The organism is Chroococcus sp. FPU101, assembly GCF_017312365.1.
GTDB lineage: Bacteria > Cyanobacteriota > Cyanobacteriia > Cyanobacteriales > Microcystaceae > Chroococcus.
Window position 1 is genome coordinate 94,238 of record NZ_BLJI01000010.1, and the last position, 24,227, is coordinate 118,464.

Below are 24,227 nucleotides of genomic sequence, written 5' to 3' on the forward strand. Positions count from 1 at the left end.
GTTGCTAGGGAATAAATTATTACATTCACTTCTCTAATAAAGCATTAATAAATCTTCGTTCCCAACAAAAAACGGAGAAACCATAACCAGATTCATTAACAACTTTAATTTGCTCTTTAATTTCTTTTTCTGTCGCATTCCAAGGAGCAAAAATCCCGATCGCTACAGGAACAAATCGAGACGCTTCAGCAACTCCAGAGGTATTAATAGTTTGTTTAACTTCTCTGGAAGTTTTTCGATAAACTTGAATAACTATTTCATCGATATAGCCTTTCTTAATCCATCTTATCCAATCTTGATTATAACGATTGACTGAAAAAGCATAGGGATTAGGGGATAAACTAAAAATAAGTTTAGGATTTTTCTCTTGTATCAGTTGATGAACTTTTTGAGTTAGAGTGGTTAAATCTTTTTGACGTTGACCAAATGGTATAGGAATTGCCCAATGATCATCGAATTGGATTCCTTCGATATCATATTTAATAATTTCATTGATCATGCTTAGAATATAGTTCTGTACTTCTGGATGTGCTGGATCTAACCAGACAAAATGATCGATAATTGTTTTCCCATTAGGTGTTTTCAGTAACCAGTCTGGATGTGATTTGGCAATTTGACTATTAGGCGGTAACATTAAACCATATTCTAACCAAGCATAGACTTTTAAACCTTGACGCTTTCCTTCATTAGCTACAGATTTTAAAGGATTTGTCAAAGGTGGAGCTAAAAATAAACAGGTAATTTCTGTATTTCTAAGCTTACTGTGTGAGGGATATAGCGTACCCCAATTACCGTAAACATTTACATATATTCGGTTATAGCCAGAACGAGAGAGATGATTTAAAACATTATCTAGAAGTGTTGTATGGTGGAGAAATGCTGTACCAATATCGGTTAACCAAACACCTCTAATTGTTTGAAAGTCTTTTGATGTACGCTCAATGGACGGTGCGGGTTTAACTAATAAATATACTGCCATTAGTACAAAAAGAGTGACAAAGCCAAGCCTAAATTTCTGCTGACTGATTTTAGAAAGCATAGTTTAATGATGTAATCTGTTTGATCATTCTGACAAATCTATGAGTGCTTTATGCAGTCCCTCACAGGTCTAAATAGTGTATCGCTATAATAGACATTGAAATTGTATTAATTGAGATGACAAATCAGCCACCTGATCCCCCAAAAAATCAGCTTACTCAGATGCTAACCGTAGCAATTCAAAAGGCTAGGGTTAATTTTAATGGTTTATCCCTAAAAAAAGACGCAAGAGTCCCCGAATTGCAGATCCAAGATGGAGAAGATCAACCTGTACAAAATTATCCTTTAGTTGGGGATCGCTATACGGTTGGTCGTAGTTCTAGTGCTAGTGATATTGTCATCCGTAATCCGATCGTCAGTCAAGTTCATTTTTCCCTACAACGCGATAAAAAAAATCCCAATTGTTTCTATCTTCAAGACGAAAACTCAACTAATGGAGTCTATTTTAAAAAACGTCGTCTGAAAAAACCTTTTTTACTTCGTCATGGTGATACGATTACGATCGCCCCACCGACATTAACGAATGCAATTAATATTTCCTACTACAATCCGCCCCCTGTTTGGGTCAAGGGGTTAAGATATGGATTGTATGGCGTTAGTGGAGTTGCAGGTCTGTGTGCTGCGCTCATTGGGGTAGAATGGTTTAAATATCCTGTCTATCCGTTACCCAATGGGGTTAGCGAACCCGTTGTTATTTACGCTAGAGACGAAAAAACGCCACTCAATCCAGTACAAGCCGAAAATCATCGTGAAATAGATAAATTATCCCAATTTTCGCCTTATTTACCGAAAGCGGTACTCGCTTCTGAAGATAGTCGTTATTACTGGCATTTTGGTGTCGATCCCTATGGTATTACACGAGCAGTCGTTGCTAATATTCGCGGAGGAGGGATCAAAGAAGGTGCAAGTACTCTCACCCAACAGTTAGCGCGAAGTCTATTTTCTGAGGTGGGTAGACAAAATAACGCCAGTCGTAAATTACGTGAAATGGTAGTTGCTTTAAAATTAGAAGCGGTCTACAGTAAAGACGAAATCCTGAGAAATTATCTTAATAAAGTTTATCTCGGTGTCGGTAACTATGGCTTTGAAGATGCAGCCGAATTTTACTTCGATAAATCAGCTAAAAATTTAACTTTATCTGAAGCGGCTACTTTAGTGGCCATGTTACCCGCACCAAACCTGTATAATCCAGTACAAAACTACGATCGCTCTGTACAATTCCGAAACCGAGTGATTAACCGCATGGAAAGCCTTAGAATGATTAGTGCGGATGAAGCAGATCGGGCAAGACGATCGCGTATTGAAGTGAGTTCAAAAGCTAAACAAGCCCTTTCTCAAATTATCGCCCCCTACTTTCATAGTTATGTCTTTCAAGAATTGCGGGAATTACTCGGAGAAGATTTAGCCAAAGAAGGAAACTTTATTGTAGAAACGGGACTTAATCTAAGTTTACAAGCCAAAGCGGAAAAAGCCCTCAAAAACAACATTAATAGCAATGGTTCTCGTTTTGGCTATTCTGAAGGCGCAATGGTAACAATTAATCCGAAAAATGGCGAGATTTTAGCCCTCGTCGGTGGTGTAGACTATAAAAAAAGCCAGTTTAATCGCGCTACACAAGCCAAACGACAATCTGGATCAACCTTTAAAGTATTTGCTTATGCGGCTGCCATAGAAGATGATAGATCACCGAGTAAAGTTTATTCTTGTGATGCCCTATTATGGAAAGGACAACGCTATAAAGCCTGTGAACGGAGTAGCGGAAATGTCGATATGTATCGCGGGTTAGCCCAGTCGGAAAATGCGATCGCTCTTAGAATTGCCAAAGATGTCGGTTTAGATCAAGTGATTTCTGTCGCTCAAAAAGCAGGAATCAAATCACCGATTAAAGAGACTCCAGGGCTAGTTTTAGGGGAAAATGAGGCGACTGTTTTAGAAATGACGGGGGGGTATAGCATCTTTGCTAATCAAGGTATATGGACACGTCCCCATGCAATCAGACGCATTTTAGACGGGGGTGATTGTACGAATAATGAGAATATTGATACTTGTCGTGTGATTTATGAATTCTCACAAGATCCTGAAGCGACACGTCAAGTAATTTCCCCCGAAGTTGCCCGTACCATGACACAAATGATGCAAGGTGTAGTTCAAGGTGGAACAGGAAAAGCGGCTAATATTGGAGTAGGTGCTGCAGGAAAAACAGGAACAACTGATAAGAATGTGGATCTGTGGTTTATTGGTTATACAACAAATGCTCAATTACTGACGGGAATTTGGCTAGGAAACGATAATAACTCACCAACACGGGGTAGTAGTGGACAAGCGGCTCAACTCTGGGGAAGTTATATGAAAACAATTATTCAAGATTAAGATAATATGGCTGTTTTTACACTGCGATCGCTTAAAAAAGATTTTGGGATTAAAGAAATTCTCAAAGATGCGAGTTTTAGCCTCAATGAAGGGGATAAAGTCGGACTCATTGGGACAAACGGTTCGGGAAAATCAACTTTACTGAAAATGATTGCAGGAATTGAACCCATTGACGGCGGCGAAATTTGGATTAATTCGGGAGCTAAAGTTATTTATTTACCCCAACAGCCTGATTTAGACGAAAATCGCACCGTTTTAGCACAAGTTTTTGCTGATAGTGGCGAACAGATGTCGTTAATTCGAGAATATGAAGAACTTTCAGCTAAACTCGCTCATAGTCCTAAAAATTCAGATGAACTTTTGTCACGTTTGTCAATAGTAACGCAACAAATCGAAATATTAGGCGCGTGGGAACTCGAAAGCAATGCTAAGATTATTCTCTCTCAACTCGGTATTCAAGACTATGAGGCGAAAATCGGCAGTCTCTCAGGAGGTTATCGTAAGCGTATTGCCCTTGCGACTGCTTTACTGTTGAACCCGATGTTTTACTGATGGATGAACCGACAAACCATCTTGACGCGCTATCAGTCGAATGGTTACAGAGTTATTTAAAACGTTTTCGCGGTGCATTACTACTCATTACACACGATCGCTATTTCTTAGATCAAGTCACAAATCGGATTATCGAAATAGATCGCGGTGATTTATATTCATATTCAGGCAATTACGCTTATTATCTGGAAAAAAAAGCCGAATCAGAAGAGTCCGCAGCCAGTAGCCAACGCAAACACGCAGGAGTCTTAAGACGGGAATTAGAATGGCTAAAACGGGGGCCAAAAGCCAGAAGTACCAAGCAAAAAGCCAGAATTGACCGTATTCGGGATATGCAGGGACAAGAATTCAAACAAACACAAGGAAAAGTCGAAATTACAACCGCAGGTCGTCGAATTGGAAAAAAAGTAATTGAATTAAACAATTTGAGTAAATCTTATGATGAGCGTACACTAATTAAAGATTTTACCTATATTTTTAACCCAGAAGACCGCATTGGGATTATTGGCAGTAATGGCGCAGGAAAATCAACCTTAATGGATATAATAACAGGTCGGGTTAAACCAGATTCAGGTACACTAGAACTCGGTTCGACTATTCATATCGGCTATTTTGACCAACATTCTGAAGACTTAAACCTAAATGAAAATCAACGAGCGATCGACTATCTTAAAAGTGTTGCAGAATTAGTTAAAACAGCCGATGGTTCTATCATTACAGCATCTCAGATGTTAGAACGGTTTTTGTTTACCCCCAATCAACAGTATTCACCTATAAAGATGCTTTCGGGGGGAGAAAGACGGCGACTATTTTTGTTACAGGTTCTGATGAGTGCGCCAAATGTCTTGATTTTAGACGAACCGACGAATGATCTTGATGTACAAACCTTGGGAGTTTTAGAGGAATATCTTGAAGACTTTAATGGGTGTGTCATTGTAGTATCGCATGATCGCTATTTTCTCGATCGTACTGTTGATACGATATTTGCCTTCGAGTCTGGTGGCGTTTTAAAACAATATCCTGGTAACTATTCAGTCTATCTTGACTACAAAAAAGCCGAAGAAGATACCAAACGAAACGAAACTCAAGAGAAAAAAACAAGTACAAAACCTAAATATCAAACTCCATCTGATAGTGTGACAAAACCGCGTAAACTTTCCTTTAAAGAAAAACAGGAATACGAAAAGCTAGAAAAACAGATCCCTGAAATGGAAGCACAAAAAGAAGAATTAGAAAAGAATTTGTATAATAATCCTCCGAGTGAGTATAGCAAAATGAAACAACTCACCGAACATTTAGGACAATTGACACAAGAAATAGATACAGCAACCGAAAGATGGTTAGAACTCGCTGAATTGATCAATTAACAGTAGAGACGCACTATAGTATATTGTAGGAGTTTGGTTACCAAACCCCTACGGAAATCTATACCTGATCTAACAGCATTCATTGCTGTAAAAAACCTCAGTTTAACTGCTGTAAGCAATTATCATAAATAAATTGAGCAATTTGTTTGCCTGACTCAATTCCAGCATCTGCATCAAACTGCCAGTGAACCCCTAGATAAACTCGACTTCTACCATTCTCAAGAATCGCTTGCGACAAACTATTAAAGTGAGCTTTGTAAAAAGGACGAATTGACCCATCTACATCAACGTTTTTGCCGTTAAATTCATCTGATACAAAGTCAAACGGAATATTGTCATTGTTATAGAACAAGCGAACTATATCTAAAGAAGCCGCACCAAAGGTCGCATGACCCGAAGGATAGGCAGGAAAATTAGGGGTAAAATTCTTACCACCTTCTTGATTGCGATTCGTATTAGGCGCGCCTAAAGGTAACCAGAAAGGATCACCTATTGTTGATAAATTGCCATCTCCCAGACCCAAGGGCCCCCATCCAAGAGAGGCTTCCCGAACACCTAGCACGGGTCGCCACAAACTGTAGAAGTATTTAGAATACCAACACTGAATACCCGCATCTGCCATCGCCATATTAACCAAAGCAAAAAGACGTGCATTTTGTCCAAGGGTATTGGACATTTTTATAGCAATTTCTCGCACAATTTGATTGTAGAGTCGTGGTGGTGTTCCGAGTTTTGGAGTGCCATCGTAACCCCAGTAGATGCCGATTACAGTTTCGCCTACTGTACGTGTGCTATTAATTGACGCACCTTTTCCTTTAACATCATTGTAATCTGTTGTATATTGAGTATCAGTTAATGCTGGTGGAGGAGTAGCGACAAAGGCCGCACCACTGGGAATCCCAAAAGTTTCTACCTCACCCCAATTTGCTCCTAAAAACCCTTGAGTTGGATTAAGTGGGTCAACACGGTGCTTACCAGGTAACTGACTCGGTGCATAGGGAATATTTTTATCTGAACCATCATCTTTACGAGCCTCCAAGATCGCATCAGCGACAATTTGACCTTGCACGCGACCGTTTTCAATCGCTGTTAGAGAGCCTGTTCCTGTTAATGTAGCCATGAAAGATTCATATTCTTCAAACAAATCTTGGCTTTGCTTAGAATACAGGTTGCTAAGAGTGATGTAAGCGGCTGTTGCGATCGCTGCATCTTCAGAGGCACCCATCGGCGCATCTGGCAAGCCTTCCAGATAAGGACTATATTTTTTAGCAATGGTGTTAAAAGCATCATACATCGCTAAATGAACAATCGCTAATGCACGAGACGATCCTGTTGGGCCTCCCTGTTCTGGAGCAAATGGTATTGTACTAAAATCATCTGCTAAAGCTTTTAAAGCCAGATCATTCCAATGAAGAACTGCATCCATATTTTTAGAATCCTTTAGAAATCTTCAAAGATTAACTACAAAGGAATACGTTCTAGTTGCGGAAAAAATGGTTTTGTTTATAAAACATAACAATCAAAACCCAAATTTTTATTACTTCTTAAATATGAATTTGTCAATAATTTTGATTAAAAAACTTTCTACTGTAGAATAATTCTTTAAAATTTGCGTTTAAAATCTGTTTTAATTGATTTCTACTTTAAAGTAATAACCGTAATTTCTGGAGGACAAAAAAAACGACCTGGAAAATAAGTACCAAGTCCTCGATTGACATACAATTGGTTACTACCGATACAATGATATCCCTGCGCCCATTCCCAATGTTTAACGACTTGCGAACATTCTCTCAAATAAGGAATAAATTTTTGTACTGATTTTGGTAGGATTTGGCGTAAGTGTTGCCCGATAATTGGTGCAGATCCCAAACCAGGAATAAAAACTTGTCCACCGTGAGTATGTCCTGATAATTGTAAATCAACGCGCCATTTTTTTAGGATTTCTGCGGTATCAGGATTGTGTGATAAAACAATTCTAGGTACATTTGGATTCAGTTGATCCATGATTGCTAAACCAGACTTAAAATCCCGTGACCAATAATCCGCTAATCCAACAATTGGAAAATCTAGCCCAAATGGTGTAGCGATCGCATTCCAGAGTACCTCTATTCCCGCACTCTTTAAAGCCTTCGTTACTTTTGTTCCAGCATTAGGATAATAAATATCATGATTGCCCAGACAAGCAAAAATTCCGTTTTTACTGTGGAGGGATTTTAAGCGGTAACTTAAGACTTTAATTGGTGTGGGTTCATCAGTAATATAATCGCCAGTTAATAGGACTAGATCAGGATTTTCTTGATTACTGATACATATTGCTTGTTCTAATAACTGATCACTAAGACAAAAACCATCATAATGTAAATCAGAAAGTTGAACTAATTTTAGCCCTACTAAACTAGATGGTAAATCAGCGATTGCGATCATTAACCGTTCAACTTTTAAAGGTTCTACCCAAATTGGCGATAACATTTAACTTTTTCCTCCTCACCTTCACTTATAAGGTACAGGTTGCGGTTATTGTTTTGACGCTTTTGTATTGTTCAACACCTTATCGACACTGACACAGAATCAAACCAAACCATTTTTGAGGATCTGTCCAACTTTGAAGCGGTTTTAATCCTTGAGTTTCTAAATATTGTTCCATTTGAGATAAATTAAATTTACGAGAAATTTCAGTTTGAATTGTTTCACCCTCTTGAAAGTCTACCGTTAAATCTAAAGCCGCTAAATAAACAGTATGAGATTTTTGACAGATCAGGTGCATTTCGATTTGATGTTCTTGGGTATTATAAAAAGCCCAATGTTTGAATAGACTCAGGTCAAAATTTCCTTGAAAACGTTGATTGAGATGATTCAACATATTTAAGTTAAAAGCGGCGGTAATTCCTTGACTATCATTGTAGGCAGCTTCTAAAATTTCTATCGGTTTTTGTAAATCAATTCCTAATAAAAAATATCCCGATTGTAAGGCTGCCGTAATTTGAGCAAAAAAGCGATCACATTCAGTTTGAGAAAAATTCCCTAATGTACTTCCTAAAAATAAAACCATTTTTGAGGAAGAGGAACGAGAGGAAAGCATTTGTAAAGCAGCTTCGTATGTTCCGACTATTCCTTGAATTTGTAGACCCTTATAGTCATTTAATAATTGTTTAGCACTATCTTCAAGGATAGTTCCACTAACATCTATGGGTACATAACATAACGGATAATCAAGAGATTGATAAACATCGAGCAATAAACGTGTTTTTGTCGAACTGCCACTACCAAGTTCAATTAATTCACAACTTCCTGTATATTTAGCAATTTCTTGAGCATAATTTTGTAAGATTTCGGCTTCGGTTCGAGTTGGATAATATTCACTTAAATCGCAAATTTTTTCAAACAACAGTGAGCCTTGTTCATCATAAAAATAACGTGGAGGTAAGATCTTAGGTTGTTGTGTAAGACCTTGAATCACATCAAAACCATTATCAGAGGTTTGTGTATGATCTTGAATATATTTAATTTTTAAACGAGTATTTAAGTAATTATTATCTTTTATTAAAGTCATAAAAAATTCCGTTTAGTTGTCTAGAAAAGAAAGGGTTTGGCAACTAAACTGCCGACCGACGCGCCATCGCACGGCGAGTCACAAGTGGCAGTGCATTCCGCACCCCTAGTATGAATAATGTTTTAAATTAGAAATTAATGTCCAATGCCTACATAACGGAAGCCACAATCTTCTAGTGTTTTTCGATCTAAAAAGTTACGACCATCAATGATTACTTTATTAAACATGGATTTAGCCATTTTTTCATAGTTTAGACTCAGGAATTCTTTCCAGTCGGTGACTAAAACAAGAGCATCACAACCATCGGCTAACATTTCGGGATCAGTTTCAATAAACACGTTAGATAATCCATGACTTAAGCCACTTTGGGAGACAATTGGATCATATGCTTTTACTTTAGCCCCTAGACGATTCAGTTGTTCAATTAGTGTTAAAGAAGGGGCATCCCTCATATCGTCTGTATCGGGTTTAAACGTTAATCCCAGTAAACCAACTGTTTTACCTTTCAAGATTTTGAGTTCTTGTTGTAATTTTTCGATCGCAATCACGCGCTGACGTTGGTTTACTTGAACTGCTGCATTGAGTAATTCAGTTTGGAAACCATAATCATCAGCAGTATGAATCAAAGCGGATACATCTTTCGGGAAACAAGAACCACCCCAACCGATACCTGCTTGTAAAAACTTGTTGCCAATGCGCGAATCTAAACCAATTCCTTTAGCAACTTGTGTCACATCGGCACCAACGCGATCGCAAATATTAGCCACTTCATTAATAAAGCTGATCTTCACCGCTAAAAAAGCATTAGCCGCATATTTGATCATTTCAGCCGAACTTAAATCGGTGACGACGACAGGAACATTAGGTAATGAAGCATCCTCAGCAAATTTACGTTCAACAATGGGGGTATAAAGTTGTTGCATCATTGCGATCGCTTTTTGACTATTGCTGCCTAAAACAATGCGATCGGGATTAAAGGTATCATAAACTGCTGAACCTTCTCGTAGGAATTCTGGATTACTAACAACATCAAAATCAGCATGAAGGGGTTCAGGAAGTCCGCCACCCCCTGCGGTTACTAGGGTTTTTTGACGTTCTTCAATACCATCTAAAACAATGCGTCTTACCCAGTCCCCTGAACCGATGGGAACGGTTGATTTATTGACGATCACTTTGTAGCCACCGTTGAGATGCGCCCCAATTCCACGCGCTACAGCTTCGACATAACGAGTATCACTTTCACCAGTGGGTAGAGGAGGCGTTCCTACAGCGATAAAGAGAATTTCGCCATGTTTGACACCTGCCCCTAAATCGGTAGAAAATTCTAAACGTCCAGATTGGGCCGAGGATTGCATCAATTCAGACAGTCCAGGTTCATAAATCGGAGACTGTCCCGCTTTCATTAGTTTAACTTTCTCTTCATTATTATCAATACAAATAACATGATGACCACAATGGGCTAAACAAACACCTGTTACTAAACCGACATAACCTGTACCGATAACACAAACGCGCATAGATTAACTCCTATGTATGAAAATAGTTTGCTTTAGATTTTGTGACAATTATTTGATGTTAATTTTACTGATTTTGTTTGATTCGTGCGCTAAAGTCCTCAATTGTTAGTTTGAGTCCTTCTTTAAGGGGAACAGTTGGTTCCCAACCTAAATAGGTTTTAGCACGAGTTATATCTGGTTGGCGTTTTTTCGGGTCATCTTCTGGTAAAGGATTAAAAATTAATTCAGCTGAGGGATTAATCATATCTTGGATGATTTGAGCAAGTTCTAAAATGGTATATTCACCCGGGTTCCCAATATTGATCGGGCCAATATAATCACTATTCATTAAACGGATAAATCCTTCTACTAAATCAGATACATAGCAAAAACTACGCGTTTGTGAACCGTCTCCATAGATGGTTAAAGGTTTGCCCCGCAACGCTTGAGCAATAAAGTTACTGACAACTCGACCATCATTTTCGAGCATTCTTGGCCCGTAGGTATTAAAAATGCGAACCACTCTAATATCTACGCCGTGTTCCCGATGATATTCAAAGGCTAGTGTTTCCGCCACTCGTTTTCCTTCGTCGTAACAAGCCCGTAACCCCGTACAATTGACGTTACCTCGATATTCTTCGTGTTGAGGATGAACTTCGGGATCTCCATAAACTTCGGATGTTGAGGCTAGAAAAAATCTCGCTTTCACCCGTTTGGCTAATCCCAACATATATAGTGTTCCAAGTACATTAGTTTTAATCGTTTTAACGGGATTAAACTGATAATGGATTGGTGATGCTGGACAAGCCAAGTGATAGATCTGATCGACTTCTAAACGAATGGGTTCAGTGATATCATGACGCACCAGTTCAAAATAAGGATGATTAAGCCATTTAAAAATATTCCGTTTGTCACCTGTATAAAAGTTATCTAGGCATAGAACCTCATGCCCTTGTTCCATCAAGCGATCAATCAGATGGGAACCAATAAAACCAGCACCGCCTGTAACTAGGATTCTCATGTAACTGACTGTTAAAATAATGAAATTAATCTTAAAGTACCTTTGGTAGGCAATTTTGGCAAATGTATTTTTGATCAATCCGATCGCTGATCACAAAGTTGGGCTTTTTCATGCAGGTCATTGACTTTATACCTACGCGTCAAGATATACTAACAATTCCCCTAAAGAATGATTGAGATTTCCAATAAATATCATTACAATTTGATGAATAATCGAATAATATTTAAAAATGTTCAATATTTTTAATGAATCAAATCACTTATTTTAATTAAACCGATTCATTAAGATTGTTTTTAAAGGGTTAAGCATCTGTTTCTCTCGTTGAAAATTCTAGGATTGCTCTAAGATGAATTCTTGTCATATTCAATTCTGTAGCGATAAATCTAAAGTAGATTTACATCAACTCCAAGAACTCTACAACAGTACTGCTTTTTGGGCGCAAAATCGTCCTCTAGAAAAGTTAGAAATAGCCATTGCTTGTAGTCATCCAGTCGTTACGGTTTGGGATGGCTCAAAAATGATTGGTTTTGCTCGTGCGACATCTGACGGTGTTTATCGCGCTACAATCTGGGATGTCTTAATTCATCGTGACTATCAAAAAAAAGGTTTGGGGCGTAAGTTAGTTGAAACAGTTCTAGCTCATCCTCATGTTAATCAAGTTGAAAAAGTTTATTTGATGACGACTCATCAACAAAATTTCTATAAAAGAATAGGTTTTCAAGAGAACATAAGCACAACAATGGTTATTTGTCAAGAAGATTTTGAACGTTTACCTCAGATTACTGAAGTGTCATCCCAGTTGATTTAATTGGCAAGATTATCTCGATCATTGTTAAATAATTTTGCTCAAGCTCGGGAGAAAGTTTTTTCAAAAACAGTTCGCCCCCCATTAGTGTGAGCAGTTTTTCTGATAGTAGCAATTTTAAGTTAAGTGAATACTCGACATCGCTTGTTTTTTGCCACTCATCAATCGAACGTTCTGACTTAATTTGGATTAAACCCAATTGATTATTCTGGGCAAAACTCGATCTAACTTGAATGGTACCTGTTTCAGAAATGCTAATTACTCCATCAATCAACAGAAAAAGAACGTGTAATAAACGCGATCGATCCGCAATCACAGAAACATCGGAAGGGATAAAATTTAATTTTAAATTGCGATTAGCTGCCTGTAAATAAGTGAGTTGATACAAATCCCAAAAAACTTGTTTAAGGAAAATTGATTCTAAATGAAGCGGAATTGTACCATATTCAATTTTAGAAACATTGACAAGATCATCAATCATTTTGAGGAATCTTTGTCCTGCTTGATACGCTTGAGCAACACAATCTCGTTCTTCTTCTGGACTTTCACACAGATCCGATAAAATCAATTGATGTAGCCCCATCATTGTCGAAAATGGCGATCGTAATTCATGGGCAATGCGTCCCAAAAAACCCGTTTTGACCTGATTAAGCTGTGTTAGCATTTCGCATTGAATTTTAGTTTGTTCTAGTTCTGCTTTTAATGCTTCAATTTCATCCATAAAATCTAAATCATATTGTTTTTATACATCCAGTCTAGTCTCACCTTGGCGTAAAATCTGCCATCCCTGTGAAGTCCATTTAGCAACTGTTGAAGGAAGACCACTACCGATATAATCCTGTTCAGATAAATCTAAAACAAATACATCATTAAAAATTTCTGCAATTGCTGTGGATGTAATTAAAGGATTTTCCCCAGATAAATTAGCACTGGTTGTCGCTAAAGGCCCTGTTTGTGCCAACAGTTTTCGAGCAAGTTCATGATTAGGCACTCTAATTCCAATTGTAGAAGGATCGAGGGGATTCATCACCGCAGGAACTTTTTCTGAGGCTGGTAAAACGAGCGTAAGTTGTCCTGGCCAATATTTTTGAGCCACTTGTTGCCAAATACTTTTTTCTTTCTCGTTTCCTGTGACATACGACCATAAATCGTCTGCTGTTGCCCCGATCAAAATTAAAGGTTTATCAGGGGGGCGTTTTTTCGCTGCAAAAATTAGATCCGAGTACATCGGCAAAGTGGCTAAAGCAGGTACTGTATCAGTCGGGAAACTAATGACTTGACCTGTTCTAGCTTGATTAATGATTTCTGATAAGGTAACTTTGGGCATATTTTTACTATCGTCGATAGGCTCTAACAAATCGATCAAATCCTGCTAAATCACAAATAATTTGCATATTTTCATAATCTCCCTGTTGTTCTAAAAGTTCGATCACTTCTTGTCCTTGTCCTGCCATCATTTCGATAAGCCAAACTCCTCCAGAGTGGAGATAATGGGGGGCGGTTTGCACTAAATGGCGAATGGCCTCCAAACCATCTTGACCCCCGTCTAAAGCGATCTGAGGTTCATGTTGAGCGACTTCAGGCTCTAGAGTCGGTATGATTTGAGAAGGGATATAGGGCGGGTTGGCAATCATTCCACTAATTTGACCTTTGAATGCTTCTAGAGGTGTCCACCACGACCCCTGTAATAATTTAATTCGCTCTGCAAATCCTAATCGATTAATGTTCTCTTGAGCGATCGCTAAAGCTGCTGAACTAATATCTACTGCATATATTTGGGCATTTGTCAATAGATCTGCTAAACCAATTGCAATCGCACCACTACCCGTCCCCAAATCGACCCAAATTCCTTTTTTTAAATTAGGTGAAGGGTTTTCCGTCGCTTGTCGGGCTAAATCAATGATTAATTCAGTTTCAGGACGGGGAATTAAAACCGACTCAGAAACATTTAAAAGATAGTGTCGCCAATGAGTTTGACCAATCAGATATTGAATAGGGATACGCAAAGAAGTGCGTTTTAAAAGGAGTTGTGTCAGTTCATTTAGGGGGTATTTTAAAGAAATTTGCGATCGCGCACTCAACGTTTCTAACCTCAAAGATAGGCTATCTAAGTCAGTGACTTCGAGTAATAGCCAGTCTATTTCTTGAGGAGAAACCGAAGCTGCGATCGCTTGTTGTTTAGCTTGCTCTCGCCACAAACTAAGGTCTTGCCCTGAACAAAAGAACAACACTTTGAATTATTTTTTCGGGGTAGGTTGTTGAGGAGCAGGACGAGTTTGAGTAGCAGGAGCGGGTTGTGGGCTACTAGGTGCATTTTCCCGTGCAAAACGAATCGCCTCTTCTGAAGGAACTAACATAATTCTGGTTAGAGCTTCATCATTACTTTGCTGGAGAGTCGCAATTACACTTTCTAGTGGAACGACATCTATTTTAACGGTGGGAGCTAAATCAGGTTTTTCTTTCTTAAAGCGTTCCACCATTTCATTTAAAACTGACTTCTCAAAAAAGAAAGGAATAATCTCTTGATTATTTTGATTAATCGTCAAATAACCCCCATCTTTGCCCGCTTTGGCGACAAATAAAGGAACTCCCCCTTGATATTGTTCGCCATTAGCGGTTAAAACTTGTTTAGCCCCTTCGACTTCAGTTGAAGAAGGAACATAACTAATAACTAATCCATCGGGCTGTTTTTGGGTACTTTGTAGTTTATAAACTTGAGCTAAGGAAACGGTTTGAATTTTGACTTTACTCGCTACATCGGGTTGCTGCTGTTGTAGCTGTTGATAAAATTTTTGCGCGTCTTGCTGGTTGATGAAAATACCCGCGACTTTTTTATTATCTTGACCCACTGCGACTAATGGAATTCCTTTTTCATCTGCGATCGCAAATACAGGTACAGTTTGTAAAGCTTTTACTACTTGATCTTCGGGTAAAGCAATTGCTTTTAAACCTGTGCCGAGAAAAGAAGTCAGCAATGCTCCGCCAACTAAGCTTAGTGTCGCCGTCCAACGGACTAAAGTTTTTATCATAATCAACCTCAAATTTATTTTTTGAAAACTAGATTTTTACTCTTAAGGGTTAACTCACGGCTTCTTTGTAGGCGGTTGTTTAATTTGTGACTGTCTAACACAGTCGATAGTTTCTTCGGTTTAAACCAGTGTCGCATCAGTTAAAAATTAATTAACTGTTTAATATTTGCCCATGATACACGATCAAAAATAAATCGGCTGGTTAACCCCCAACCTCTCATAGCATAAAAGCCTTTGATGACAAGGCTTTAGCTTTTTCTATTTAAAATTGTTAATCGGGATGACAGGATTTGAACCTGCGGCATCCTGCTCCCAAAGCAGGCGCGCTACCAAGCTGCGCTACATCCCGTTTTGACACCGATTACTAAATGTATCACACTATTCTTTTTTAGTAAATAGTTTTTAGCTTTCAGTTACCAACCCTTCGTTTTCATACGGATGACTGGTAACTGATCACTATTAATCAGGATACCAAAACATCCCCTTGATCCCTTCTGGATCGAGCATAAAACCCAAACGTCGATAAAAATCAACGACTTGAGGATCAGCAAACAGAGTAATATTGCTGATGTCCTCACTCCGTAGTTTTTTAATCATGTATTTCATCAGTAGCTTTCCAAGACCTTTTTTTTGAAAGGCTGGATGAACAACTACATCCCAAATCGTCGCATTAAAAGCGTGATCCGAAGTGGCACGAGCAAACCCGATGAGTCGTCGTCGGTTTCCTCGTATTTCCCACATTGAGCCAACAAGAAAGCTAAAATTGATCGCTTTTTTGACTTTACGCAAAGGACGACGCGCCCATCCGACTGAGTCACAAAGTTCTTCTAACTCATAGAGATCGATATCTCGTTCGGTACTAAAAACAATCTGAGATTGTCCTAAAGCATCTCTGGAGACTTCTACCAGTTCACCGGGGAACTGAGGGGATTGGGATGTAGTCGCGGGGGTCGTGTTATTAAACAATCTTTTCCAAAAAACCATGCCCACAAGGCTTAGTCTTGATGTTGCCTTTAATCTATAGTTTCTAATTTTTCGGATTAATATCCTATCTAATTAGTTTACAAGTTTTACCTTTACAGGATGAACTATACACCCTCCATCCCATTGCGATTAAACGTTTGGGACGACAGAAGCGTTTCGGAAAGAGACTAAATTAAATGTTACTTCGCGCTCCTTGATTTCTGCTAGTCTAGATGATGGGTTAACTCTGAAAGAGGCTAGAGGCGCACTCTTTGAAACTCAACTAGACAGGATTTTCACCCTTTTTAATTAGGTCAAAGGCCATCAGAAATTTAGATCGATTCTATCACAAACAAATAGCTATACAATCGGCATTTAACAGGTTTTTTTAAAAAGAATGTAACTTTCTCCAAAAAAATTCTTCTTTCATAGTTAATGGATTCTACTTTGGGTTAGCATAAAAGTATGCCGACCATAGATATTCAAGGGATACCCCACGCTTACGAGCTATATCCCTCTTCTGTTGCTTCGTCTCGTCCTGTCTTAGTTTTTATTCACGGCTGGTTATTGAGTCGCCACTATTGGAAACCTTTAGCCACCCGCCTCTGTAAGCATTATCAGTGTCTCACCTATGATTTGAGAGGTTTTGGTGAGTCTATCCTAACTAGGGATGACAATGCCTCTGTCTTTAGTTATACTTTAGCGGCATACGCTAATGATTTAAAAATCTTATTGAAAAAATTAGAGATCGATCAGGCTTGGTTGATTGGTCATTCTCTAGGAGGTAGTATCGCTTTATGGGGTGCGGATATCTGCCCAGAACAAGTTCAAGGTGTAATTTGTTTAAACTCAGGAGGTGGAATTTATCTAAAAGAAGAGTTTGAACGGTTTCGCTCTGTGGGTAAGCGAATTGTTAAGCAACGTCCTGTTTGGTTATCTTCTATACCTTTACTTGATTTAGTATTTGCTCGTATGATGGTCAAAAATCCTTTACCTCGCCAATGGGGAAAACAACGCCTGATTGACTTTTTTAAAGCGGATCAAGCGGCGGCATTAGGTTCTTTGCTAGAATCGACGACTGAAACTGAAGTTCATCTTCTCCCCCAAGTCGTATCGCGTCTGAAACAGCCTGTTTATTTTCTCGCGGGACAAAACGATAAGGTCATGGAATTGCAATATATTCATCATCTAGCTAGTTTTCACCCACTTTTTTGCTCTTGTGAGGGAAATGTATTAGAAATACCTAATTGTGGTCATATGGCAATGCTTGAACAGCCTGACATAGTAAAAGACAAAATAACACAAATCCTAAACCAATATGTCAAGGGTTGATCTCTGTCTGTTGAAACCCTAATTTAGACTGTTAATGGCTCTAAATTTATGCCACAATAGATTTTAGAAAACAATATAATATATCAACAACAAACGTCTAAAATTGCTACTTTTTCTAAAGCTTTCAAAAATCCTAAATCAATTTCTTCTTTCGTTGTCATACAATTCGTTGGAAGACATTTCGTTGCGATACACTTTCGTCAATCGACTCTCACGGTTAATTCTTTTTAAAAACAGGATTTTCCGTTCTGTTGAGGACTAACACCCTTGTTATTCCCTGTTTTTGAAGTAAGACAAAACTATTGGCTTAGGAGAAACCCATGTTACACCGCAAGATTTATCAATTATGTACAGAAGGGCGAGAAGTGAGCGTTTTCTTGCGGGATCAACAACGCTGGATCGATAATGCGATTATTCTCTCTCTAGAAGGGGATTTAGTGACTATTCGTTATGAAACAGAAGAAGATGACGAAGTTTCCTCTTGGGAAGAAATGGTACGTTTAGAAAGTATCGGTTCGGTTAGCACTAAACTGTCCTCTGTGTCAAGACTTAGCTCAGAAATTCTCGTCTCCGATGACTGCCCCGAAGCAGAACAAATTTATCCTCATTTCCCTGATTCTAATCAAGATTAGAGATTTTATTGACTTATCGTTCAAAATTTAATAAGGACTTGAATGGATCTTGAGCAGTGTTAGCTAGTGTTATATTTTTGATTTGTCATCGCTTAACCTGACCATTGATCAGCATTTGAGTCCTTAAAGCGTATGGTTTAAACGCATTTTCTAACCGTCTTCAATGGGTTCAAACACAGGACAATAGCCTTCAGGGAGGACTTTTAGCCCATAAAGCGGTGAATTTGGATTCCAACACCGTTGACCTTTTTGATGACAACAAGCTTGACAACAATCAATCGACTGTAAACCTCTTGTTAGACTGACTTCGCTCAATAATTCTCGTTGAGACAATCCTCTGAGAATTAGATCTTCTCCCTGCCATCGCGCCTCAACTAAACCTGTATCCGCAAAATGAGTCCATCGCGGATCATGGCTAATAGTATCAGGTAGAGTAATCGTTACGCTGGTTCCAATCTCATTTAATTCACCTTCATAACTACTAGGGGTGGGTGGTAAAGGTTGGATAAACTTTTCGCCTATAGGTAATTCTACTAAAGCTCCCACGCTTGGCAGGTGCAGTTGATAGCGGTTTTGTAACTCTTCTAAACTCGTAAGATCAGCCAGATAATTTGGTGAACCGTGAACAAAAATAACGTGTTGTGGGCGTAAATTATGTATCAGTTGCGTTGTATTACGGCTGTCACTGTGTTCAGATAGCAAATAGGTTTCAACTTGACAGTGACGAGAACGTTTTAAAGCTTTGATGACGGGATGATCGAGTGTAATAAAATGTTGCAAATGTTCGGGGATCAATATCAACCATTGACTCGAAGCATCTGAACAATACTGCTGTAGATGATCGATCTGATCAGTTAAAACAATACAAGGTGTTAGCCCTAATTGATCTCGCTTTTCTTCCGTTAGTCGTCCCATTCTTGGACAGATCCGTTCATCCCAGAATAGCGGTTGATGTTTGGCGAAATTTTGAACCGATGAAGGAAATTCGGGCAATAAATCTAGATAGGCATCACAAGCAGTGGCGATCATGCCTTCAACCCAAATATCTAAATCACGTCCTGTAAATTGATGGTGCGATCGCAATAATTTCAAGATTTCCTGACCCAAACCCAAAGTCGGTACAGGTAGCAGAATGTTTTTCTGTTGACTCACTACCTGATAGAGTCGCGTCATCAATTGTTTTTCTTGCTGACGGCGATGGGGGTGACGCATTGTACCATAACTTCCTTCAATAATCAAAACATCGGGAGCTAATCCGCGCAGTAACTCAACCGATAAGCCCTCAACGAGTTGGAAGTTAGATAAAGAAAAATCGCCCGTGTAGAGCAGTTTATAATTACGTTTTGGCGTTTTATAGGTCAATAGTAAAAGAGCCGCCCCGGGTAAATGCCCTGATGGAAAGATTTCAGCCGTTAAATCAGGAAATAATTTAATCGGTGAGCGCCATTTCCAACCCTGACAAAAAGTCGGGATCTCTTCTTCTTCAGGCCAATTTAAAGGTAATAATTGAACCGTTACATCGCTGGCATAGATGGGCAGTTGTGGATAAGCTTGATGTAAAGCGAGTAAGCCTTTGGCGTGATCTTCATGGGCATGACTACAAAACACCCAATCAACGGGGGGTTTTTTGCCTGTTTTTAGAGCTTGGATATTTTCTAAACCGCAGTCTAATAAGATACGGTAGGGGCCCATTTTGACCAATAGACAAACACCTTCATGACCATGACCCACACCATAGGTCGAACAGGATAGTAAAGCCCCAGATTCAGCGAATGTTGTGCGATATTGACTCATGCTGTCATTAGTAGGACAAGGGAGATAAGCAAGATTTTAATGAGCCGTACCATTCCCATCATAATTATCAGTGTCGTAGTAGCCGTTTTTAGTACCGAAAAACAAAGCACTGACCGTAAAAAGGACGGTAAGAATTACAATAATAGTTTTGACATCCATGACTAAATACTCCTCAATCTAAAAAACGTTAGGTATCTTAACTTAATATTACTGTTAGAAAATGTCGATCAGCCAAGAAGCAAGGAAAAATTTAATGGATGCTAAGAGCGAATTGATTCTAAGTCGGGTTTAGCAACTGAAGCAATGGGAAGATCTTCAACTTCGGGTAACCTTAAGAGAGCAGAGCGTAAAGAGGGAACACCGCCCGAAAGACGTTTCAGGAGTTGGGAACGAGGATCATAAAGTAGATAAATTAACTCATCTTTGGGTTGCCATTGATCACTCGTTGTAACAATGTGTAACGAATTGTCTCTTTTCAGTAATAAAGGTAACAGTTCACCAGAACGGATCAGAGCTTGTAAATGAGCTTGTTTGAGCGAAAGTTCTTCATCTGGAATCGTTGTTCTACCTAATTTATATTGACCTTCATTAATATATTGATTCCAAGTTTTCAGAGAAAGATTTTCGACTAAAGCTTGATTGACTTTACTGGTAGCTTTATCAAGTGCCTGACGGGGAAAAGCAGCTAACACTCTAGGGGGTTCAAATTCTTCGATAACTCGTTGTGCTAAAACTAAATTCACCTCTCCATTATTAGTGAGAGCGATAAAAGTTCCAATCGATTCTATTCCTGCTTCTTCTAAAACCGTTGGATTTAAACCACTACTTTGAAAAACAGGTAAATTTTCGGCCTCGGCTTTTTGGCAAGCTTCGGCATCGGTATCAATTAAAACCACTGATTCTCCCTCTTCTTGGATTAAATGCCCTAATAAACGTCCTAAAGGACTACAACCAATAATCACAGCACCTGTCGCCTCAGATGAGGTAATTTTTAACCAACGGGCAATCCAACGGGCGGTTAATCCTTGAATAAATACGGTCATAATAATGGTGAGAAAAACTAAAGCTTTAATCGAGTCGCCCCCGTTAATCCCTTGGCGCGTCAAAATAATGGCAAAAAGAGAAGCAATTGAAGCTGAGACAATCCCTCGCGGCCCAATCCAAGCAATAAAGAGTTTTTGCCGCCAATTTAACTGACTACCGATCGTACATAACGCAATACTCAAAGGACGCACGACCAACATCAGAACTAATACGGTTAATACACTGCCTCGACCTAGTGCAAATATACTAGCTATTGAGAGATCCGCCGCCAGTAGGATAAATAAAACTGAGACACATAAAACCGTTAATTGTCCCTTAAAACGCCGTATCAGTCTTTCTTCGGGTAAAGCAGACGCTCTTAAGACAATTCCTGCTACAACAGTCGCCATTAAGCCCGATTCGCTACGGCTGTATTGGGATAAGCCAAATAATCCCCAGACTCCTGCTAGAACAACCAAATTTTTTAATTCTTCAGAAAGAACATTCGCTCTTTTAAGGAAAAATCCGAGCAACCAGCCTAAACTGCCGCCAATAAACGCCCCAATTCCTAGACGCAAAATTAATCCGTTCAAAATTTCGACGGGAGTCGCGTTGCTATCGAGTAGGGTGTCTAAAACCACAACGGCTAAAATCGCACCGACAGGATCAATTAAAACCCCTTCACCTTCAAGAATAGTTGCTACTCGACGCTCCACCGCAACCTGTTTCAGCAGAGGACTAATGACGGTTGGCCCTGTCACAACGACTAGAGAAGCATATAAAAACGCGATCGCCCAGGGAAACTCAGCTAACCAATGGGCTGCCATTCCACCACCGATAAAAGTAATCAGCGTTCCAAGGGTGACTAAATTGCGTAAACTGCCAGAAACACGCCCTAACTCACGCAAGGATAAATTTAAGCCTCCTTCAAACAAAATCACTGCAACGGATAGGGCTACAATTACCTCTAATCCGATACCGAGTTGATGGGGGTGCAAAATTCCTAAACCGTCTTTGCCGAGAATCATACCAAACAAGAGAAGAAATACAATACTCGGAACTTTTAAATAAGCGGCGACAACTTGCGCGCTGATTCCCGCGAGAACGGTAATAACGATTTGTAGAGTTAGGTTGAAAGAATCTTCCATAACTTGTTTAGGATAGGGTGATCAATGATTATTACTGACTAAAAGTTAAAAGTGATTTTATTTGATGCTTGATCATAACGATGCGATCACTAAAATAGTTTTGATATATGATCTAAAAATGTTTTCATCTTAGGATTAAATCAAAAAGAATGCTGGAAATTTCTTATTTAAGTAAATCACGCAGTAGAAAGATGGATGATTTCAGGATCAAGCTCAGTAAAATTGATTAAGGCTTTAACCACACAGTAAAGGAGTTCTTTTATTTAGATGTTTAAGGAATAGAGGAGAACCTGTCTTAGAGCAACTGACTGCAAAGTGATCGTTTTATTGATTTCGGCTATTTTAACATCGAAGGTTATCAATCATTTTGGTGAAAACTCTTAATAACCAGACAATTGCTTGAGAAATATTCGACAATTAATCTAGAGGCTAGAGGATCTCTAGGGTGTCATCCCGTTACTATTATTAATATAATTATGAGTCGTCAAACATTCGCGTGGGGTCGTTCAAGTTACAAATTGCGTCAACAAGACGGTTGGTTAGAAGTTTTTTGTTTAATAGGCTTATTGATCGCTGCCTTAATTCTTTTTACGATTAATTTAGGAAATCTATCTTTAAGAGATTGGGATGAGGGAACAGTCGCTCAAGTGGCTAAGGAGATTTGGCAAGCTCCCCACGATTCTTTAAAGTGGTTATTTCCGACGTTTTGGGGCGAACCTTATTTTAATAAACCCCCTCTGATTCACGATTTAATTGCATTGACCTATCATATTGGTGGTGTTAATGAATGGACGGCTCGTTTTAGTGGCGCATTTTTGACGGCTTGTTCGGTTCCGCTATTGTACCTTTTGGGAAGAGAAGTTTTTCCATCGCGCTTTCCCTCCTTTTGTGCCGCTTTGATTTATCTAACTTTACTTCCAGTAGTGCGTCATGGGCGTTTAGCGATGTTGGATGGGGCGGTACTTTGTTTTGAAATCTTGATGATTGGTTGTGCCTTACGATCGCGTCGTGATTTACGTTGGTCAATTGGCATTGGTTTAGGGTTTAGTTTACTGTGTCTAACGAAGGGGATGATGGGCGGTCTAATTGGTTTTCTAGTGCTGGTTTTTTTAGCCTGGGATACCCCTCGACTCTTGACTTCTGCTTATTTTTGGTTTGGTTGGTTATTGGGCAGTGTACCCGCTTTAGCTTGGTATTTAGCCCAATGGACGCATTATGAGAAAGAATTTATTGATGCTCTTTTTGATCAACAGATTAACCGTGTGGGAGAGACGTTAGATCATCATCGCCATCCTGTTTGGTATTATCTTTTAGAAATTGTTAAATACTCGTTTCCTTGGCTTTTGTTTGCGGTTGCAGGACTACAGTTAGCTTGGCAGGATCGTCATTACAGTTGGGCGAAGTTGGTTTTAGTGTGGAGCGGTCTTTATTTTGGGGTGGTTTCGTTGATGGCAACTAAACTACCTTGGTACATTCTCCCCATTTATCCCGCTTTAGCCTTAGCTGGTGGAGCAATTTTGAGCGATTTACGAGATTGGCCCAAAGAACGTTCTTATCCTCGTTTCTGGCGGGTGCTTTTTACAATTGTTGCGATCGCAGCGAGTGTGATTTTTTTATGTTTGCTGTTTAATCAAACGTTTGGTTTAATTCCATCACCTCATTTTTCTTTAACGTTATTAGCGGCTTCTTTGGCGATGACGTTGGGTGTCAGTGCTAGATTGATGAAACAGAAGTCTATACAGTTTATTGTGGTTCTGTTTTGGGGGCTGTATGTGTCTTTGCTGTTATTTGTCAATTCTCCCTATTGGGTTTGGGAGTTAGGGGAAGCTTATCCTGTTAAACCTGTCGCAACGATGATTAAAAAGCAGTCTCTTCCGACAGACCAAACTATCTATACCTTATTTGATTATGAACGTCCTTCTTTAAATTTTTATAGCGATCGTCGGATTATTCCTCGTTCTGCTGAAGAATTACAAGAATATTGGCGTAACAACTCTAAACCTTATTTATTGGTTCCTCAGACTGTTCTTTCGGATTGGTCATTAGAAAAGGTTCAGGTTATAGGTAAAGCCGAGCCAGATTGGGTTTTGATTACTAAAGCATAAAC

The 24,227-nt window shown here is 39.1% G+C and carries 19 protein-coding genes, 1 tRNA gene and 1 pseudogene; 6 read left to right on the top strand and 15 right to left on the bottom strand.

Features of this window, described 5'->3' with window-relative positions:
• Nucleotides 1–25: 25 nt before the first annotated feature.
• Nucleotides 26–1,039 carry a glycoside hydrolase family 10 protein gene (locus tag CFPU101_RS11415; protein ID WP_242577889.1) on the bottom strand — a complete coding sequence of 338 codons (1,014 nt, stop codon included), beginning with the start codon at nt 1,037–1,039 and terminating at the stop codon, nt 26–28.
• 116 nt (nt 1,040–1,155) lie between these two features.
• Between CFPU101_RS11415 and CFPU101_RS11420 the strand changes: the two genes are divergently transcribed.
• Both CFPU101_RS11420 and CFPU101_RS11425 read left to right on the top strand, forming a co-directional pair.
• Complete coding sequence (locus CFPU101_RS11420) at nt 1,156–3,408, top strand: PBP1A family penicillin-binding protein (RefSeq protein WP_206815467.1); 2,253 nt, start codon at nt 1,156–1,158, stop codon at nt 3,406–3,408.
• Nucleotides 3,409–3,414: 6 nt separating this feature from the next.
• Nucleotides 3,415–5,327, top strand: a pseudogene (locus CFPU101_RS11425) (ABC-F family ATP-binding cassette domain-containing protein).
• 97 nt (nt 5,328–5,424) lie between these two features.
• Here the strand turns inward: CFPU101_RS11425 and CFPU101_RS11430 are convergent.
• From CFPU101_RS11430 to CFPU101_RS11450, 5 genes are all read right to left on the bottom strand, one after another.
• A complete protein-coding gene (locus CFPU101_RS11430; protein ID WP_206815468.1) occupies nt 5,425–6,753 on the bottom strand; it encodes a vanadium-dependent haloperoxidase in 1,329 nt (442 codons plus the stop codon).
• A 212-nt stretch (nt 6,754–6,965) separates the two neighbouring features.
• Nucleotides 6,966–7,796 (bottom strand): metallophosphoesterase, encoded by an 831-nt coding sequence (locus CFPU101_RS11435; protein ID WP_206815469.1) that lies wholly within the window; start codon nt 7,794–7,796, stop codon nt 6,966–6,968.
• A 79-nt stretch (nt 7,797–7,875) separates the two neighbouring features.
• Nucleotides 7,876–8,877, bottom strand: a complete 1,002-nt coding sequence (gene egtD / locus CFPU101_RS11440) for an L-histidine N(alpha)-methyltransferase (protein ID WP_206815470.1) — start codon at nt 8,875–8,877, stop codon at nt 7,876–7,878.
• Between the two features lie 134 nt (nt 8,878–9,011).
• The gene (locus tag CFPU101_RS11445) at nt 9,012–10,394 is read right to left on the bottom strand and encodes a UDP-glucose/GDP-mannose dehydrogenase family protein (protein ID WP_206815471.1); all 1,383 of its coding nucleotides are present in this window, start codon (nt 10,392–10,394) and stop codon (nt 9,012–9,014) included.
• Nucleotides 10,395–10,458: 64 nt separating this feature from the next.
• Nucleotides 10,459–11,394 (bottom strand): UDP-glucuronic acid decarboxylase family protein, encoded by a 936-nt coding sequence (locus CFPU101_RS11450; protein ID WP_206815472.1) that lies wholly within the window; start codon nt 11,392–11,394, stop codon nt 10,459–10,461.
• 346 nt (nt 11,395–11,740) lie between these two features.
• On the opposite strand from CFPU101_RS11450, the gene CFPU101_RS11455 reads away from it, so the two are divergent.
• Complete coding sequence (locus CFPU101_RS11455) at nt 11,741–12,202, top strand: GNAT family N-acetyltransferase (RefSeq protein WP_206815473.1); 462 nt, start codon at nt 11,741–11,743, stop codon at nt 12,200–12,202.
• On the opposite strand, the gene CFPU101_RS11460 is transcribed toward CFPU101_RS11455, so the two are convergent.
• From CFPU101_RS11460 to CFPU101_RS11485, 6 genes are all read right to left on the bottom strand, one after another.
• Nucleotides 12,174–12,920, bottom strand: a complete 747-nt coding sequence (locus CFPU101_RS11460; RefSeq protein WP_206815474.1) for a sensor histidine kinase KdpD — start codon at nt 12,918–12,920, stop codon at nt 12,174–12,176. The genes CFPU101_RS11455 and CFPU101_RS11460 overlap by 29 nt on opposite strands.
• A 21-nt stretch (nt 12,921–12,941) precedes the next feature.
• Entirely contained in the window at nt 12,942–13,526 is a 585-nt protein-coding gene (locus CFPU101_RS11465; protein ID WP_206815475.1) for an L-threonylcarbamoyladenylate synthase, read from the bottom strand.
• 7 nt (nt 13,527–13,533) lie between these two features.
• Nucleotides 13,534–14,430, bottom strand: a complete 897-nt coding sequence (gene prmC, locus CFPU101_RS11470; protein WP_206815476.1) for a peptide chain release factor N(5)-glutamine methyltransferase — start codon at nt 14,428–14,430, stop codon at nt 13,534–13,536.
• Between the two features lie 6 nt (nt 14,431–14,436).
• The gene (locus CFPU101_RS11475) at nt 14,437–15,228 is read right to left on the bottom strand and encodes a Tic22 family protein (RefSeq protein ID WP_206815477.1); all 792 of its coding nucleotides are present in this window, start codon (nt 15,226–15,228) and stop codon (nt 14,437–14,439) included.
• Nucleotides 15,229–15,503: 275 nt separating this feature from the next.
• Nucleotides 15,504–15,577: transfer RNA gene (locus CFPU101_RS11480), tRNA-Pro, on the bottom strand.
• Between the two features lie 110 nt (nt 15,578–15,687).
• Complete coding sequence (locus tag CFPU101_RS11485) at nt 15,688–16,212, bottom strand: GNAT family N-acetyltransferase (protein WP_206815478.1); 525 nt, start codon at nt 16,210–16,212, stop codon at nt 15,688–15,690.
• A gap of 444 nt (nt 16,213–16,656) precedes the next feature.
• Between CFPU101_RS11485 and CFPU101_RS11490 the strand changes: the two genes are divergently transcribed.
• Together CFPU101_RS11490 and CFPU101_RS11495 are read left to right on the top strand one after the other, a co-directional pair.
• Nucleotides 16,657–17,523, top strand: a complete 867-nt coding sequence (locus CFPU101_RS11490; RefSeq protein ID WP_206815479.1) for an alpha/beta fold hydrolase — start codon at nt 16,657–16,659, stop codon at nt 17,521–17,523.
• A gap of 320 nt (nt 17,524–17,843) precedes the next feature.
• Complete coding sequence (locus CFPU101_RS11495; protein ID WP_206815480.1) at nt 17,844–18,155, top strand: DUF6679 family protein; 312 nt, start codon at nt 17,844–17,846, stop codon at nt 18,153–18,155.
• A 150-nt stretch (nt 18,156–18,305) separates the two neighbouring features.
• Here CFPU101_RS11495 and CFPU101_RS11500 read toward each other — a convergent pair whose 3' ends face one another.
• The 3 genes from CFPU101_RS11500 to CFPU101_RS11505 form a co-directional block, all read right to left on the bottom strand.
• Nucleotides 18,306–19,949, bottom strand: a complete 1,644-nt coding sequence (locus tag CFPU101_RS11500) for an MBL fold metallo-hydrolase (RefSeq protein WP_206815481.1) — start codon at nt 19,947–19,949, stop codon at nt 18,306–18,308.
• Between the two features lie 36 nt (nt 19,950–19,985).
• Nucleotides 19,986–20,108, bottom strand: coding sequence for a hypothetical protein (locus tag CFPU101_RS25985; RefSeq protein WP_277988746.1), 123 nt, complete (start codon nt 20,106–20,108; stop codon nt 19,986–19,988).
• Between the two features lie 101 nt (nt 20,109–20,209).
• Nucleotides 20,210–22,120, bottom strand: coding sequence for a sodium:proton antiporter (locus tag CFPU101_RS11505; RefSeq protein WP_206815482.1), 1,911 nt, complete (start codon nt 22,118–22,120; stop codon nt 20,210–20,212).
• Nucleotides 22,121–22,596: 476 nt separating this feature from the next.
• Between CFPU101_RS11505 and CFPU101_RS11510 the strand changes: the two genes are divergently transcribed.
• Nucleotides 22,597–24,225, top strand: a complete 1,629-nt coding sequence (locus tag CFPU101_RS11510) for a glycosyltransferase family 39 protein (protein ID WP_206815483.1) — start codon at nt 22,597–22,599, stop codon at nt 24,223–24,225.
• The last annotated feature ends 2 nt before the right edge of the window (nt 24,226–24,227 follow it).